Origin of the sequence: Janthinobacterium sp. EB271-G4-3-2 (assembly GCF_020858035.1) — a bacterium.
Taxonomy (GTDB): domain Bacteria; phylum Pseudomonadota; class Gammaproteobacteria; order Burkholderiales; family Burkholderiaceae_D; genus Janthinobacterium; species Janthinobacterium aestuarii.
In genome coordinates, this window is the sequence record NZ_JACYMG010000016.1 from 76,573 (window position 1) to 92,899 (window position 16,327).

At 65.1% G+C, this 16,327-nt stretch carries 13 protein-coding genes; 4 read left to right on the top strand and 9 right to left on the bottom strand.

Features of this window, described 5'->3' with window-relative positions; genetic code table 11:
* The first annotated feature begins 94 nt into the window (after positions 1 to 94).
* The gene (locus IGS55_RS25680; RefSeq protein ID WP_230518847.1) at positions 95 to 2,566 is read left to right on the top strand and encodes a TonB-dependent siderophore receptor; all 2,472 of its coding nucleotides are present in this window, start codon (positions 95 to 97) and stop codon (positions 2,564 to 2,566) included.
* Here the strand turns inward: IGS55_RS25680 and IGS55_RS25685 are convergent, their stop codons facing one another.
* Both IGS55_RS25685 and IGS55_RS25690 read right to left on the bottom strand, forming a co-directional pair.
* Positions 2,567 to 3,646 (bottom strand): alginate lyase family protein, encoded by a 1,080-nt coding sequence (locus IGS55_RS25685; RefSeq protein ID WP_230518846.1) that lies wholly within the window; start codon positions 3,644 to 3,646, stop codon positions 2,567 to 2,569.
* Positions 3,643 to 4,644 carry a gamma-glutamyl-gamma-aminobutyrate hydrolase family protein gene (locus IGS55_RS25690; RefSeq protein ID WP_230518845.1) on the bottom strand — a complete coding sequence of 334 codons (1,002 nt, stop codon included), beginning with the start codon at positions 4,642 to 4,644 and terminating at the stop codon, positions 3,643 to 3,645. Before IGS55_RS25690 ends, IGS55_RS25685 begins: the two co-directional genes overlap by 4 nt.
* Positions 4,645 to 4,863: 219 nt before the next feature.
* Here IGS55_RS25690 and IGS55_RS25695 point away from each other — a divergent pair, with 219 nt between their 5' ends.
* Genes IGS55_RS25695 through IGS55_RS25705 form a run of 3 tightly spaced genes read left to right on the top strand, consistent with a single transcriptional unit; the run spans position 4,864 to position 6,726 of the window.
* A complete protein-coding gene (locus tag IGS55_RS25695; protein ID WP_230518844.1) occupies positions 4,864 to 5,163 on the top strand; it encodes a hypothetical protein in 300 nt (99 codons plus the stop codon).
* Positions 5,160 to 6,197 (top strand): 4-hydroxy-tetrahydrodipicolinate synthase, encoded by a 1,038-nt coding sequence (dapA, locus tag IGS55_RS25700; RefSeq protein WP_230518843.1) that lies wholly within the window; start codon positions 5,160 to 5,162, stop codon positions 6,195 to 6,197. Before IGS55_RS25695 ends, dapA begins: the two co-directional genes overlap by 4 nt.
* Before the next feature lie 10 nt (positions 6,198 to 6,207).
* Complete coding sequence (locus IGS55_RS25705; RefSeq protein ID WP_230537302.1) at positions 6,208 to 6,726, top strand: cobyrinic acid ac-diamide synthase; 519 nt, start codon at positions 6,208 to 6,210, stop codon at positions 6,724 to 6,726.
* Between the two features lie 86 nt (positions 6,727 to 6,812).
* Here the strand turns inward: IGS55_RS25705 and IGS55_RS25710 are convergent, their stop codons facing one another.
* The 7 genes from IGS55_RS25710 to kdpF all read right to left on the bottom strand — a co-directional run bounded on the left by IGS55_RS25710 (position 6,813) and on the right by kdpF (position 15,962).
* Positions 6,813 to 7,562, bottom strand: coding sequence for a TorF family putative porin (locus tag IGS55_RS25710; RefSeq protein ID WP_230518841.1), 750 nt, complete (start codon positions 7,560 to 7,562; stop codon positions 6,813 to 6,815).
* Between the two features lie 144 nt (positions 7,563 to 7,706).
* Positions 7,707 to 8,405: a two-component system response regulator KdpE gene (gene kdpE, locus IGS55_RS25715; RefSeq protein WP_034746496.1), complete on the bottom strand. Its 699-nt coding sequence runs from the start codon at positions 8,403 to 8,405 to the stop codon at positions 7,707 to 7,709.
* On the bottom strand, positions 8,402 to 11,143 hold the full coding sequence (locus IGS55_RS25720; protein ID WP_230518840.1) for a DUF4118 domain-containing protein: 2,742 nt from the start codon (positions 11,141 to 11,143) through the stop codon (positions 8,402 to 8,404). Before IGS55_RS25720 ends, kdpE begins: the two co-directional genes overlap by 4 nt.
* Positions 11,144 to 11,387: 244 nt before the next feature.
* A complete protein-coding gene (kdpC, locus tag IGS55_RS25725) occupies positions 11,388 to 11,963 on the bottom strand; it encodes a potassium-transporting ATPase subunit KdpC (protein ID WP_230518839.1) in 576 nt (191 codons plus the stop codon).
* A gap of 10 nt (positions 11,964 to 11,973) precedes the next feature.
* Positions 11,974 to 14,058, bottom strand: coding sequence for a potassium-transporting ATPase subunit KdpB (gene kdpB / locus IGS55_RS25730; protein ID WP_230518838.1), 2,085 nt, complete (start codon positions 14,056 to 14,058; stop codon positions 11,974 to 11,976).
* Between the two features lie 9 nt (positions 14,059 to 14,067).
* Positions 14,068 to 15,873: a potassium-transporting ATPase subunit KdpA gene (gene kdpA, locus IGS55_RS25735; RefSeq protein WP_230518837.1), complete on the bottom strand. Its 1,806-nt coding sequence runs from the start codon at positions 15,871 to 15,873 to the stop codon at positions 14,068 to 14,070.
* A complete protein-coding gene (gene kdpF / locus IGS55_RS25740) occupies positions 15,873 to 15,962 on the bottom strand; it encodes a K(+)-transporting ATPase subunit F (RefSeq protein ID WP_034746483.1) in 90 nt (29 codons plus the stop codon). The genes kdpA and kdpF overlap by 1 nt, the downstream gene beginning before the upstream one ends.
* Between the last annotated feature and the right edge of the window lie 365 nt (positions 15,963 to 16,327).

Consider the following 16,327-nt stretch of genomic DNA (forward strand, 5'->3'; position numbering starts at 1 on the left):
AAATATTTTCTGCAAAGTGAGCTGTTTCGGCGTGCTTGCGTGACCTGGAAGATAGGCAGTCTCCATCTTGCGCATCCACGAAAGGTTTTATTCCATGCACCACGCTTCGCGTTCCCTCCTTACCCGCACCGTCCTCGCCTGCGCCCTGTCGCAGATCGGCATGGCCCTGGCCCTGCCGGCATCGGCCCAGGCGCAAACCCGGCAAGTGCGCGCCTACAGCATTCCCGCCGGTGCGCTGGGCGACGTGCTGACGCGCTTCGGCAGCGACAGCGCCATTTTATTGTCGTTCTCCAGCGAGGCCACGCAGGGCTTGCGCAGTGCCGGCCTGCAAGGCAGCTATGGCGTGCACGATGGTTTCCGCGTGCTGCTGGCCGGCAGCGGCCTGCAAGCCGTACCGCAGGCGAATGGCGGCTACCTGCTGCAGAAAATCCCCGCCAGCGCCGGCGCCCCTTCGGCGGACAGCCGCCGCGTGGCCGTCATGGGCGGCGTCACGGTGGTGGCGGCGGCCGAACGCAGCGCCGTCACCAGCGGCACGGGCAGCTATACGGGCGGCCCCGCCAGCGGCGCCACGGGCCTGGCCCTGACGCAGCGCGAAACGCCGCAATCGCTGACCATCGTCACGCGCCAGCAGATGGATGACCAGAACAGCAATGCCGTCTCCGATGTCATGAAGAACGTCAATGGCGTCAACGTGCAAAACTATGACAGCGACCGCTGGAGCTTCTGGGCGCGCGGCTTTGCCGTCACCAATTTCCAGTATGACGGCGTGTCGGCCATCTATGACGGCGTCTACGACTGGGGCACGACGAACAGCGACATGGCCATCTACGACCGCATCGAAGTGCTGAAGGGTGCGACGGGCTTGATGAGCGGCTCGGGCGACCCGTCGGCCACCGTCAACATGGTGCGCAAACGCCCCACCGCAGCCTTCGAGGGCTCGGCCACCCTGGGCGCGGGATCGTGGGACAACTACCGCGGCGAAGCCGATGTCTCCGGCCCGCTCAATGCCAGCCGCACGGTGCGCGGCCGACTGGTGGGCGCCTACCAGAACAAGCATTCCCACCTGGACCGCTACACGCAGCAGAAGTCCGTCGCTTACGGCATCATCGAGGCGGACCTGACACCCGTCACCCTGCTGACGGCCGGCTTCACGCACCAGGACTACAAGCCGCGCGGCTCGACCTGGACCGGCTTCCCCGTGCTGCTGGCCGACGGCTCGCGCACGGATTTCCCCACCTCGTGGAACCCGGCCACAAACTGGAGCCGCCGCGACATGCAGAACACCACGCTGTTCTCGTCGCTCGAACATACGTTCGCCAACGAGTGGAAACTGAAATTGAGCGCCAACCAGCTGCGCAGCAAGCATGACAGCGTGCTCGGTTCGGCCAGCGGCGGCAATCCCGATCCCGTCACGGGCGAAGGCGCCTACTTCTTCATGGGTAAATACAAGGGCGACCGCCGCCAGACCACCGTCAACGTCGACGCCAGCGGACCATTTACGGCCTTCGGCCGCCGCCACGAAGCGATGATCGGCTATTCCCATTCCAGCGCGAAGCAGGACGGTCCCGTCTACGAATCCGTCTACCCGCCCGTGGAAGGCAGCTACTTCGACTGGCGCGGCCAGTACGCGGAACCGGCGTTCACGCGCCTGGGCAAGGACAACGACAAGACACGCCAGAGCGGCCTGTATGGCGCGCTGCGCCTGCGTCCCCTGGATGCGCTGTCCGTCATCGTCGGTGCCCGCATCAGCAACTACAAGCAGGACCAGGACCGTACCTTCTTCGACAGCGGCACGGCGCGCATCACCTCGCGTATCGACGAAAGCAATGTCATCACGCCGTATGCGGGCATCGTGTATGACCTGGACAAAACCTATTCCCTCTTCGGCAGCTACACGAGCATCTTCGCGCCGCAAAGCAACCGCGACATGAACCGCAACTTCCTCGCCCCCGTGCGCGGCAAGGGGTTTGAAGCGGGCGTGAAAGCCGAATTCCTGGAAGGTAAAGTCAACGCCAGCGCCTCGCTGTACCAGATCCGCCAGAGCAACGTGGCCAACTATGTGGGCGAGGTCAATGGCGAGGAAGCGTATGAAGGCATCGACGGCGTCACCAGCCGCGGCCTGGAAATGGAAGTGACCGGCGAAGTGCTGAACGATGTAAAACTGAGCGCCGGCTATACCTATACGCGTATCCGCGACAAGGATGGGCAGGAAGTGTTTTCCACCATGCTGCAAACGACGCAGCCGCCGCACCTGCTGCGCGTGCAGGGGACATGGCGCCTGCCGGCCAGCCTGAATAAAATCACCGTGGGTGGTGGCGTCAACTGGCAAAGCGGCTTTTACGGCCATATCTGGAACCCGGCCGCCAATGACTATGCGCGCATTGAACAAGGCGGCTTTGCCTTGGTCAACCTGTTGGCCCGCTATGAAATCAGCAAGAACACAACGGCCAGCCTGAACGTGAACAACCTGACGGGTAAAAAGTACTTCACGGGCCTGGGCCTGTTCCAGACGGGCTTTTACGGCGAACCACGCAATGTCATGCTGACCTTGCGCACGAAGTTTTAATCAGTTGCCGTACAGCGCCAGCGCCCAGGCTGGCGGACGCAATTCCAGCGCCAGGGAGAGGTAAGCGGGATCGAAGCGCGCCGCCAGCAAATACACATTGGCGGCGCCCTTCGGTTCCCAATTCCCCGTAAAGCCCTTTTCGCCGGCCGCCACGCGCTTGCGGTCGAAGGGTACGGCGCTTTTTGCGAACTCCTCGTGCGTTTTTTTGCCCTGCGCATACGGTGACAGCCAGGCCAGTGCCTCGGCAAGGCGCTTCGCTTCCGGCGCGCCATACCAGTCGTCGCCATGCGCCTGCGCCATCAGGGCCGTCGTCAGCAGCGGCTCCAGGCTGTAGGTGGTGTAATGGAGGGCGTCGCGCTGCTCGAAGTCGAAGGGCACGCCGCCGGCGCCGATATTGCGCGGCACGTGCGCCAGGAAGCGCTCCTTCGCGCGCGCGATCAGCAAGGCGTCGCCCGTGACATACGCGGCGGCCGCACCGATCTTGATGCGGTGGCTATGCCAGTTATTGCGCGCCGTGGACGGGCCGCCCACCTTGACGGGATCGCTCAGATACCCGTTCGCCAGGGTGCGGCAAAACGCCTGCACCTGCTCGCGTTCGACACCATTCAAGCGTTCCTGCACCAGGTCAAAGCCCATCAACAGGCTGGCCAGCTCCGTCTCGTCGATGGGACTGAACGAGGGCGCATAGCCGCCACTCCAGGCCAGCAGCAACTGGCGCGCCGCCTCGAAATGCGCCATCTCGCCCGACAGCCGCCAGGCCAAGGCCTGCAAACGCGCCTGGCGCCAGTCTTCCTGCGCCTGCTGGCTGGTCTCGCGCCCGCCCTCGCCCTTCAGCAAGCCGCCCGTGCGCACTTCGGCCATCAGATGCACGGGCCGCGCCGCATCCTTGCGCGCCGCCTTGAGCACCTGTTCCGCGATGGCCGGCGCCACCTTCGCCTTGAGCGTGCGGGCCCGCGCGGCGGACGTCAGCGCAAACGGCAGCGGGCCGTCGTGCGGACGCGGCGCCGCGCGCAAGCCCGCCAGGGGCAGCGCCAGCAGGCCGGCCAGTACCATGCGCCGGCGCATCAGGTGCGTACTCAAAACCGCGTCTCCCGCGCCGCGCGCAAGAAATTATCGAGGATGGGCGTGCAATCGAGCAGCTCGACGCCGCCCGCCGAATGGAATTCCGGGTGCCACTGTAAGCCCATGACAAAACGCGCCCGCTGGTAGCGGATGGCTTCGACGATATTGTCCCCTTGCGAATACGCTTCCACGGTGACGTCGCGCCCCAGGTCCTTGACCGACTGGTGGTGGATGGAATTGACGAGCGCCTCGCCCGCCTTCGGGAACATGCCGGCCAGCGACGAGCCTTTCGGGAAGACGATGGTGTGGCGGTGACGGTCATACAGGTCGTTGACGTGCGAGGCGGCGCCTTCCACGTCCGAAGCGATGTCCTGGTACAGGGTGCCGCCAAAGCCCACGTTGATCAGTTGGCAGCCGCGGCATATGCCCAGCACGGGTTTGCCCGCATCGACGAATTCGTGCAGCAGTTCCAGTTCGTACAGGTCGCGCGCCCGGTCGCCGTTCCATTCGGGCCGCGTGGCCGCCTCGGAATACGTCTGCGGCGAGACGTCGGCGCCCCCCTGCAGCACCAGGCCGTCCAGGTGGCGCGCATAGTGGCGCAGGGTGATATTGCTCGGGTGTAGCTGACCGCTGGTATTGACCGTCGGGATCATGAACACCAGCACGTCGCGCGACATGACCCACTGCGCGATCGACTCTTCCAGGTATTGCAGGTTCTTGCTGCGCAGCCCAGTGGCGCCCGGCTCGGGGTGGAAAATGCGCGCCGAGATGCCGATGCGCAGGGTGCGCCGCATGAAATCGCGGCTGGCCTTGTCGCGCATGGAGCGGTAGCGCGACGAGATGACACGCCAGGCCAGCGCCAGCGGCGTATCGTTATCCTTCAGGTAGCGGGGGGCGGCGTCGCGCGCGCGGTGCTCCTCATCGGGTGCCCGGCGGCCGACCCTGTCGGGCCGCGCCGGTGCTGGCGGCGCTGGGTCGGTGGACGGGGGCTGCTGGGGATCTTTTTCGTCTGACATGGCGGGGCTGACTGAAAGCGGAGAACGGTTTCAATATAAACCCCTGCCTTCAAAAGCACGATTCAATTTTGTAACAAAAGCATACCTGCGGGGCATCCACGCAACACGCCGGCGGCAAACGCATACGCCCCGTTTACGCTGGCGGCCCCGCTTTTTAGAGAATCTTTACGCCCCCGCTGCTAATCTTGAACGTACCTCAACCACCGCTGCAAAGCCACCATGGAACCCCATTCACGCCTGTCCGCACATCAAGCCCTGCCCCACCGCCACCCGCGCCTGCCCACTTTCCTCATGCATATCACGGTCGACAAAGCCTGCCTGGCCGAGCTGCGCCAGCTGGTCGTCAGGACGTGCGGCGGCATGCTGTCGTTCATGCGCGTCGAGGCGGTCGACCACGCCGAGCGCATGAAAGTCTGGCTGTGCGTGACGGAACCTGCCCTGCGCCTGACGATGGATGCCGTCATGCGCCTGCTGCCGGCGGCCGAATTTGGCCGCATCAGCCAGGGGAAATCGCTATGAACCAGTATTCCTGCGAGCAGGCGATGTCCTCAATGCGCATCACCGCGCACTTCCAGGGCATCTGGGTGCCGATGGTCACGCCCTTCCGCGATAGCGATGGCGACATCGACTTCGACGCGGCCCAGCAGCTCGCGTGCGAACTGGCCGCCAGCGGCATCGACGGCCTCGTGGTGTGCGGCACCACGGGCGAAGCGGCCATGCTGAGCGCCGCCGAACAGACCATGCTGCTCGATAGCGTGCTCGAAGCCGTCGGCCCCCGCTTCCCCGTCGTGATGGGGATAGGCGGCAGCGATACGCGCAGCGTCGTCGCCACGGTGCAGCGCTACAACGACCATCCGCTGGCGGGCCTGCTGGTCTCCGCACCCGCCTATGTGCGCCCTGCGCAGGACGGCATCGTGCGCCACTTCCAGGCCATCGCCGCCGCCACCGACCAGTCCATCGTGCTGTACAACGTGCCGGCCCGCACGGGCGTCAATATCGAACCGCAAACGGCCGCGCTGCTGGCATGCGACTCGCACTTCGTCGCCATCAAGGAAGCGGGCGGCAAGCTGCAGCAACTGGGCGAACTGCTGCTCGACACGCGCCTGGACGTGTTGTGCGGCGACGATGCGCTGCTGCTGGCCAGCCTGTCCATGGGCGGCCATGGCGCCATGTCGGCCGCCGCCCAGGTGCGCCCCGACCTGTACGCGCAGCTGTACCACCTCGTCAGGCAGGGCCGCCACGGCGCCGCCGGCGCCCTGTTCAAGGCTATGCTGCCCGTCATCCGCCTGCTGTTTGCCGAACCGAATCCCGCTCCCGTCAAAGCGGCGCTGGCCATGCAGGGCAAGGTGCGCAACGCCTTGCGCCTGCCGATGACGCCGATGTCGGCCGCCGGCCAGGCCGCCCTGGCCGCGGCACTCGAGCCCCTGCTGGAACTGCCCGTATGGACGGCCAGCGACAGGGACGAGCCGCGCGAAGGCTGTCTGCTGCAGCTGGTTTCCCCTGCCAACATCATGCCAGCCGTGCGCCAAGATGATCATCGCCATCACGGATGAACGCGGAGGGATGGAGAAATCCATCCTGGCCGGGCGGCTGGCCGCCTCGCGGGCGCTGGCCGGACGCAAGGTCTTGCTGCTCGATGCCGACCCGCGCCAGGGCGCCATGGCGCAGGCGAGGAACATGCACGACGGCGCCATGCACGGCAGCCTGACGCGGCCGCGCCTGATGGCGCGCGCCATCAGCGCCAAGGGTTTGCAGCCGGAGCTGGAACACCTGGTGCACTGCTACCACGACATCGTCATCGACAGCGAAGGCCGCGACTCCATGGGCAGCCGTTCGGCCCTGGTCGCCGCGCGCGTACTGGTGGTGCCGCTCGACGGTGTCGTCGACGCCGCCGCGCGATCAGGCCTGGCGCGCCGCATCGCACATGCGCGCAGCGCCAATCCGGGCCTGCGCGTGCTGCTGGCAACGGACACGCAAGCGGCGCCCGCCCATGCCTTGGCCGCGCAGATCCCGGCCGCCCGCGTGGTCGGCCTGGGACAGCTGTATTGCGCCGTCTTCGACAACCATCACCGCGCAGCATAGCTCTCGACAGCTGGGGTCAGACCCGACGGGTCTGACCCCGTGGCGCAAAAAAAGGCGGCGCATGCGCCGCCTCCCTTCCCTGTCAATTAAAACGTCTTGCTGACCGTCAGCTGCAGCGCCGTCTTGCCCATGAATTTGCCATTCACGGGCGAGGCATAGGCCGATTTGCCCGCGTTCGTGCCGATCACGGCCAGCGCGCCCGAAACAATGCCGAAGTCGCGCGTGACGCCCACTTTCAAGTCCGTGTAGCTCGACGCATCATTGTTCTTGACCTTCTGGTGGCCTGCGTGCAGGTTGCCGGTCCAGCCGTTCGTCAGGTCGATAGTCGCGCCGATGTCCAGGTAGCCGCTGTTCTTGCTGTTGACGATGCCGAACAGGTTCGAGACGGCGTGCGAATACTTGATATAGGCGGGGCCATACGACAACTGGCCGTAGACTTCCTGCGTGTCCGCGTCGGCCAGGCCGGCGACGTGCTTCAAGCCGTTGTCCGCATACACATAGGCGAGCACGCCCACGTCATAGCCGACATCGCCGCCCAACTGGCCGCGCTTGCCCGCATACAGGTCCACTTCCACGTCGCCGCTGCCGCCGGCGTCCTTGGTCCACTTGATGGTGGAGGCCCAGGCTCCCGCGTACAAGCCCGTCGGATTGTTGACATAGTCGACGCCGCCCTGCAGCGCGGGTTTCAAGCGCGTCTGCGAAATGCCGCGGTAGCGGTAGTCGGATACGCCGGCCACGTTGAAGCTCACTTCATTATCGGGCTTGGCCTCGTCCGCGTGGGCCAGGCTGCCCGTCAAGGCGGTGGCGACGGCAAGTGCAAGTAGCATTTTGTTCATGGTTGTTCTTCTTCATTGGTGGTATGGGCCTTTGCCAACATGGCGCAGCTGGCCCGCCGCTGCAAAAAATCGCTGCAAAAATTTTAAGTAAAGCGTCCCCCTGGCGCGCGCGGCGCCTGTTTTCAAACAGGGGACACAAAGGTGTTAGAGCGGCAGCAGCAGCCGGTAGCCGACGGCCGTTTCCGTCAGCAGGTACTGCGGCTGGGCCGGATCGGCTTCCAGCTTCTGGCGCAGATGCCCCATGTAGATGCGCAGGTAATGGCCGTTTTCGCTGTTCGACGGCCCCCATACTTCCCGCAGCAGCTGGGGATTGGTGACCACCCTGCCCGCGTTCTTCACGAGCACGGACAGCAAACGGAATTCCGTCGGTGTCATGTGCACCAGCTGCTTGTTGCGCGTGACCAGGCGGTCCTTCAGATCGACCCGCACGTCGCCAAACTGCACCACGCCATCGTCGCTGGCGGCGGGCTGGCGCTGGCGGCGCAAGGTGGCGCGCACGCGGGCCAGCAATTCGCCCACGCCGAACGGCTTGGTCAAGTAGTCATCGGCGCCCGCGTCGAGCGCGCGGATCTTGTCCTGTTCGTCGACCCGCGCCGACAGCACGATGATGGGCACGGCCGACCATTTGCGGATGTCGGCGATGAAATCGATGCCGTCGCCGTCGGGCAGCCCCAGGTCCAGCACGATCAGGTCGGGCCGGCGCGTGCCCGCATCGATCAAGCCCCGCTGCATGGTGGCGGACTCGAAAATCTGCCAGCCCTCGTCTTCCAGCGCGGCGCGCACGAAGCGGCGGATTTGCGGTTCATCCTCGACCAGCAAGGCGGTGGCGGAAGGTTCGTTCATATTGGTTTTCCTGTTTCATGATCATTGGCGTCATCGAACTCGAGCTCGGGCGGCGCCGGCGGCGTGCCCAGCGGCAGGCTGAAGACGATGGCGGCACCCTGTCCCGGCGCGTGCGGCTGCGCGTGGATGGTGCCTCCGTGGGCTTCGACGATGGCGCGGCAAATGGCCAGCCCCAAGCCGACACCCGGCTTGTTCGATTCGCGTTCGCCGCGCGTGAATTTTTCAAAGATGGCTTCTTCTCGGCCCGGCGGCAAGCCCGGACCATCGTCAAACACCGTCACCTGCAGGAACTGGCCGTGTACCCCGGCCGCGACCGTGATGGTGCTGCCGGGCGGCGTGTACTTGGCCGCGTTTTCCAGCAGGTTGCACAGCACGCGTTCGACCAGCACGGCGTCGTAGCGCACCAGCGGCAAGTCCGGCGCCAGCTGCGTCTGCACGGCATGCTGCTGCAATTGCGGGCCGCTGGCGCGCAGCGCGCTGCCCACCACTTCTTCCAGCGCCTGCCATTGCAGGTTCAGTCGCACCTGGCCGCTCTCGATGCGCGCCATGTCCAGCAAGTTCGCCACCAGGGCGCTCATGCGCACGGTTTCGGATTGCAGCGAGCGCGCCATGTCCAGCTGCGCGGGCGACAGCGCGGGCCGGGACAAAGCCAGCGATTCGGCCAGCCCCACCAGCGACGTCAAAGGGGTGCGCAAATCGTGCGACAGGGCCGCCAGCAGCGAATTGCGCAGCCGCTCGGACTCCATCTGCAGCAATGCGCCCTGGGCCACGTCGATGTAGTGCACGCGCTCGAGGGCGATGGCCGCCAGCGCGGCAAAGGTATCGAGGTGCTGGCGCTGTTCCGGCACCAGCAGCCAGCGCCCGCGCTGCGCGCCCTCGAGCGGCAGCAGCGCCAGCACGCCGCGCGTGCGCATGGGCGCGATCAGCGGCAGGTAGAAAATGGGGGAAGCCGGCAAGGTGTCGGTGCCCGTCCCCGCCGCCTGCGCATGGTCGAAGGCCCACTGGGCGATGCCGATATCGAGCGCCTCGCCGCCGTTCGGGGCCTGCAAGCTGCCTTCGTCATCGGGCAACAGCAAGGTGGCGCGCGCGCGGAAAGCCCGTTCGATGGCGCTTTTCGTGATGTCGAAAATCTGCTCCGTCTGCAGCACGCCGGACAGCTCGCGCGAAAATTCGTACAGGGCGCGGGCGCGCGCCTCGCGGTGCGAAGCCACGCGCGCCTGAAAGCGCAGGCCGGCCGTCAGGTGGCCCGTGATCAGGCCCACGGCCAGCATCACGCCAAACGTGATCACGTACTGGAAGTCGCCCACGGCAAACGAGAAACGGGGCGGCACGAAGATGAAATCGAAACTGGCCACGCCCACCAGGCTGGCCAGCGCCGCCGGCCCGCGCCCCAGGCGCACGGCCACCAGCACCACCGTCAGCAGGGACAGCATGGCGATATTGGCCAGGTCAAGATAAGGCTGTAATGGAACCGAGGCGAGGGCCGTGGCCAGGCTGACGCCGGCGGCCACGATGTAGCGCCAATGGCGCGAGGACCGGCGCGGCGTTTCCGCATCGTCGCCGCTTGCGCGCCGGGGCGCCGCATCGGCTGGCGGCAAGCCCACTTCGATCAGATCGATATCGGGTGCCAGGCTGGCCATGCGCGCGGCCGGCGGCGCCTGCCACAGGCGCGCCAGCGCATTGGTGCGGCCGCGGCCCACGATGACTTTCGAAATATTCGCGCTGCGCGCATACTCGACCACGGCGCCGGCGATGTCGGCGGACGGCACAATGGCCGTGCGCGCGCCCAGGTCCTGCGCCAGTTTCAGGGTTTTCAAGATGCGTTCGCGCTGGCCCGCCGGCAGGCGCTGCAAACGCGGCGTTTCCACGTACAGCGCATGCCATTCCGCATTCAGCTGGCTGGCCAGTCGCGCCGTGCTGCGGATTACGTGTTCGCCCCCCGCGTGCGGTCCCACGCAGGCCAGCAGCGCGGCGCCCGTCTTCCACACGGGATTGATCGATTTCTCGACGCGGTAAGCCTGCACGTCGTCCTGCACCCGGTCCGCCGTGCGGCGCAAGGCCAGTTCGCGCAAGGCGATCAGATTGCCCTTGCGGAAAAAATGCTGCGACGCCCGCTCGGCCTGCAACGGCTGGTACACCTTGCCCTGCTTCAGGCGGCGCAGCAGTTCATCGGCGGGTATATCGACCAGCACCACTTCATCGGCGCGGTCGAATACCGTGTCGGGCAAGGTTTCGGCCACGCGCACGCCGGTGATCCCCCCCACCACGTCATTGAGGCTTTCCAGGTGCTGCACGTTCACGGTCGACAGCACGTCGATGCCGGCGGCCAGCAATTCCTCGACATCCTGCCAGCGCTTCGGATGGCGCGAGCCGGCCACGTTCGAGTGGGCCAGTTCATCCATCAGTATCAAAGGCGGCGCGCGGAGCAGCGCTTCATCGAGGTCGAACTCGTACAGGGTCTTGCCCCGGTACTCGATGGCCTTCAGGGGCAGCACGGGCAGCCCGTCAAGCTGGGCCGCCGTATCCTGGCGCCCATGCGTCTCCACCACGCCCACCAGCAAGTCCTGGCCATCGGCCAGCAATTTGCGCGCGGCCGCCAGCATCGCATACGTCTTGCCGACGCCGGCCGAGGCGCCAAAATAGATGCGCAGCCGGCCGCGTGCGGCTTTCTTTTCCTGCGCCTGCACTTGCGCCAGCAGGGCATCAGGGTCGGGGCGTTGGCTGTCGTTGGGGAGCATGTTGTATTTTAATCTTCCTGGGCTTTGTAGGTCGGATTAGCGCGTCCGAAGGGCGCGCGTAATCCGACAACATCGTTGGCCTGGCTGGTGGCGATGTCGGCTTACGCTGCGCTAAGCCGACCTACGCCGACCTGCGCCTTATTTCGCCATGGCGTCAAGTAGGTCGGATTAGCGCGCTAGCGCGTCATCCGACGACATCATTGGCCAGGCCGCGCACGATGCCGACCTGCGCGCCTTCGCCAGCTTACTTTGCCATGGCGTCCAACGCCAGATTCAATTCCAGCACATTCACGCGCGGTTCACCGAAAAAGCCGATATATGCGGTTTTCTGCGCCTTGGCGATGGCGTTTTCCACCTGCGCCAGCGGCACGGCGCGCACGCGGGCCACGCGCGGCGCCTGGTACAGGGCGCCGGCCAGGCTGATTTCCGGATCCAGGCCGCTGCCCGACGCCGTTACCAGGTCGACGGGAATGGCGCGCGTGTTGCCGGGATCCGCTTCCTTCAGGGCGGCGATGCGCGCCTTGACGGCGTCCACCAGGGCCGGATTGGTCGGTCCCTGGTTCGAGCCGCCTGAACCGGCGCCGTTGTTCGCCATCGGCGCGGTGGCCGATGGACGGCCCCAGAAGTACTTGGGCGAGGTGAAGGACTGGCCGATCAGGGTCGAGCCGACGGGTTTTCCGCCACGCTCGACGATGCTGCCGTTGACTTCATCGCTGAAAGCCAGCTGGCCGATGCCGGCCGTGGCGAATGGATAGACGACGCCGCAGATCACGGTCAGCGCGGCAAACAGGACCAGGGCGGGACGTACGATGGTGCTCATGATGGTTCCTTTAGACTAAATTGAGTGCGGACAGCAGCATATCGATCAGCTTGATCCCGATGAAGGGCAGGACGATGCCGCCCAGGCCGTAGATCAGCAGATTGCGGCGCAACAGGCTGGCCGCGCCGATGGCCCGGTATTGCACGCCTTTCAGCGCCAGCGGAATCAGCACGACGATGATCAGGGCATTGAAGATCACGGCCGACATGATGGCCGAGGCGGGGCTGGCCAGGTGCATGATGTCCAGCGCTTTTAGCTGTGGATAGGTGCCCACGAAGGCGGCCGGGATGATGGCGAAGTACTTGGCGATGTCGTTCGAAATCGAAAACGTCGTCAGCGAACCGCGCGTCATCAGCATCTGCTTGCCGATTTCAACGATTTCCAGCAGCTTGGTCGGGTTCGAATCCAGGTCGACCATATTGCCCGCCTCCTTTGCCGCCTGCGTGCCCGAATTCATGGCCACGGCCACGTCGGCCTGCGCCAGCGCGGGCGCATCGTTGGTGCCGTCGCCCGTCATCGCCACCAGGCGGCCTTCGGACTGGTAGCTGCGGATCAGTTTGAGCTTGTCTTCCGGCGTCGCTTCGGCGAGGAAATCGTCCACGCCCGCTTCGGCCGCAATCGCGGCAGCCGTCAGCTTGTTGTCGCCCGTGATCATGACGGTCTTGATGCCCATGCGGCGCAATTCCGCGAAGCGCTCCTTGATGCCGCCCTTGACGATATCCTTGAGCTCCACAGCGCCCATGACACGGCCGTCGTCGACCACCACCAGCGGCGTGCTGCCGCGGCGCGCGATATCGTCGACGGCGCGCGCCACTTCATCAGGATACGGCTGGCCCAGCGCTTCCACATACTTTTTCATGGAATCGGCCGCGCCCTTGCGCAACTGGCGCACCTGCTGTTCGCCCGCGATATCGACGCCGCTCATGCGCGTTTGCGCCGTGAAGGGCACGAAGGTGGCGTGCAGGCTGGCCATCTCGCGTTCGCGGATGTTGAACTTCTGCTTGGCCAGCACGACGATGCTGCGCCCTTCCGGCGTTTCATCGGCCAGCGAGGCCAGTTGCGCCGCGTCGGCCAGCTGCTGCTCCGTCACGCCGGGCGCAGGCACGAAGCTCGACGCCTGGCGGTTGCCCAAGGTGATGGTGCCCGTTTTATCGAGCAGCAGCACGTCCACGTCACCGGCCGCTTCCACGGCACGGCCCGAGGTGACGATCACATTGGCCTGCATCATGCGGCTCATGCCGGCCACGCCGATGGCGGACAGCAAACCGCCGATGGTGGTCGGAATCAGGCACACGAGCAGCGCGATCAGCACCGTGATCGTCACGGGCGTGCCACTGCCGGCCGCCGCCACGGAAAACAGCGAATACGGCAGCAGGGTCACGGTGACGATCAGGAAGACGATCGACAGGGCCACGAGCAGAATCGTCAGGGCGATCTCGTTCGGCGTCTTCTGGCGCTTGGCGCCTTCGACCATGGCGATCATGCGGTCGATGAAGGCTTCGCCGGGGTTGACGGAAACGCGCACCAGCAGCCAGTCGGACAGCACGCGGGTGCCGCCCGTCACGGCGGAAAAGTCGCCGCCCGACTCGCGGATGACGGGCGCCGATTCGCCCGTGATGGCGCTTTCATCGACGGAAGCCACGCCGGCCGTCACTTCGCCGTCGGCGGGAATCACGTCGCCCGCCTCGACCAGCACCGTCATGCCCTTGCGCAGGTCGGTGGCCGGCGTGGGCAGCCAGGAGGTGCCGTATTTCGGCGTTTGCATTTTCTTTGCCATCACCGTCTGCTTGAGGGCGCGCAACGAGGCCGCCTGCGCCTTGCTGCGGCCTTCGGCCAGCGCTTCGGCAAAGTTCGCGAACAGCACGGTAAACCACAGCCACACGGCGACGGCGACGATGAAGCCGAATGGCGCTTCACCCTGGCCGCCGCTGATCCCGGCCTGGGTCGCCAGCAGGGTCGTGATGATGCTGCCAACGTAGACGACGAACATCACGGGGCTGCGCCACTGCGTGCGGGGGTCGAGTTTTTTGAACGCATCGACGACGGCGGGGCCGATCAGTGCGGAATCGAACAAAGTCAGGCTTGTGCGTGACATGGTAGCCTCTTATTTGATGAAAAGTTGCAGGTGTTCGACGATCGGGCCCAGGGCCAGCGCGGGAACGTAATTCAATACACCGACGAGCACGACGACACCGATCAGCAAGCCGATGAACATGGGGCCGTGCGTGGGCATGGTGCCGGCATTGGCCGACAGGCGCTGCTTGCCCGCCAGCGAACCGGCCACCGCCAGCACGGGCACGATCACGCCGAAGCGGCCGAACCACATGGCGATCGCCAGCATCACGTTATAGAACGGCGTGTTGGCGGACAGGCCGGCAAACGCGCTGCCGTTGTTGTTGGCGGCCGATGTGAACGCGTACAGGATCTCGGAGAAGCCGTGCGCGCCCGGGTTGGCCACGCCGATCTTGCCCGGTTCGACCATCACGGCGATCGCCGTGCCCGTCAAGACCAGGGCTGGCGTGATCAGGATGGCCAGCGACACCATCTTCATTTCATAAGCCTGGATTTTCTTGCCCAGGTATTCAGGCGTGCGGCCTATCATCAGGCCGGCAATGAAGACGGCCAGGATGGCGAACATCAGCATGCCGTACAGGCCCGTGCCCACGCCGCCGAAAATCACTTCGCCGAACTGCATCAGCAGCAGCGGCACCATGCCGCCCAGGGGCATGTAGGAGTCGTGCATGGAATTGACGGCGCCGCACGATGCGGCCGTCGTCACCGCCGCGAACAGGGTCGAGGAGCTGATGCCGAAGCGCGTTTCCTTGCCTTCCATATTGCCGCCCGATTGCAGGCTGCTGGCCTGCTGGTCCACGCCCAGCGCTTGCAAGGATGGATTGGCTTGCTGCTCGGCGCTCATCACGCCGGCCGTCATGACGACGAAGATCAGGGACATCGCGGCCAGCACGGCCCAGCCCTGGCGCAGGTCGCCCACCATGCGGCCGAAGGTGAAGCACAGGCCGGCGGGAATGAGGAAGATGGCCAGCATCTGCAGGAAGTTCGACAGGACGGTCGGGTTTTCATACGGGTGCGAGGAATTGGCGTTGAAGAAGCCGCCGCCATTCGTGCCCAGCAGCTTGATCGATTCCTGCGACGCGACGGGGCCCATGGCGATCGTCTGCGTGGCCGCCACTTGCGCTTCCATCACGGGTTTGCCGGCGGCGTCCAGCACGGGCTGGCCGTCGGCCGTCGTTTTCGGCGTTTCATACGCCACGTGGTCGAGCAGGGTCACTTCCTTGTAGGCGGAAAAATTCTGGATCATGCCTTCGCCCATGAAGACGACGGACAGGGCCAGCGACAGCGGCAGCAGGATATACAGGGTGGAACGCACCAGGTCGACCCAGAAATTGCCGATCGATTTGCCCGAGCGCGAGGCGAAGCCGCGCACCAGCGCGAAGATGACGGCGATGCCGGTGGCGGCCGAAAAGAAGTTCTGGCATGCCATGCCCAGCATCTGGGTCAGGTAGCTCATGGTCTGTTCGCCGCCGTAGCCCTGCCAGTTGGTATTGGCGACGAAGCTGACGGTGGTATTGAACGAGGAATCGGGGCTGACGGCGCCCAGGCCCTGGGGATTCAAGGGCAGGAAGCCCTGCAGGCGCTGCAGGCCGTAGACGAAGACGGCGCCCACGGTATTGAAGACGATCAGGGCGATGGCATAGCTTTTCCAGCCCATGGCCTTGTCGGCGGGCAGGCCGGACCAGCGGTACAGCAGGTTTTCCAGCTTTTGCAGCCAGCCCAGGCCGCGCACGGGCGCATCGCCGGCCACCTTGGCCATGTACAGGCCCAGCGGATAGCCGGCGGCCAGCAGCACGGCCAGGAAAGCCACCAATAACAGTATCGATTGCGTCGTCATCACAGTTCCTCCGCCTTCAGCAGCGCCACCAGCAGGTACACGAGCAAACCAGCCGAGACGACGGCGCCCAGCACATAAAACGCGTTCATTTGACGCTCCCTAATTTGTCGCAGGCGACGGCAAAGCCGGCCGCCAGGACGAAAAACACGGCAATCAAGCCGAGATACACGAGATCCATTCCCACCCTCATTCAGGTTTGTTTTGATAATGAGCAGATTAGCCAAAAGGGTCTAAAAAATTCGTAAAGACTGGGGAGGCAGCTGTAAACAAGATGTAAAAACGGCGGCTTTGCCGCATAAAATCCATCAGAATTGGCGCAAAACCACGCCTGAGGCGCACTGTTGTTGCCCTGGAGTAGCGCTATTGCTCGCGGGACAAGATAGAATGCGCGAGCGTCCGCACAAGGACGCCTTGCCTGCCGCACTGCCCTCCCCCAGTGACGCTGGACGGGATA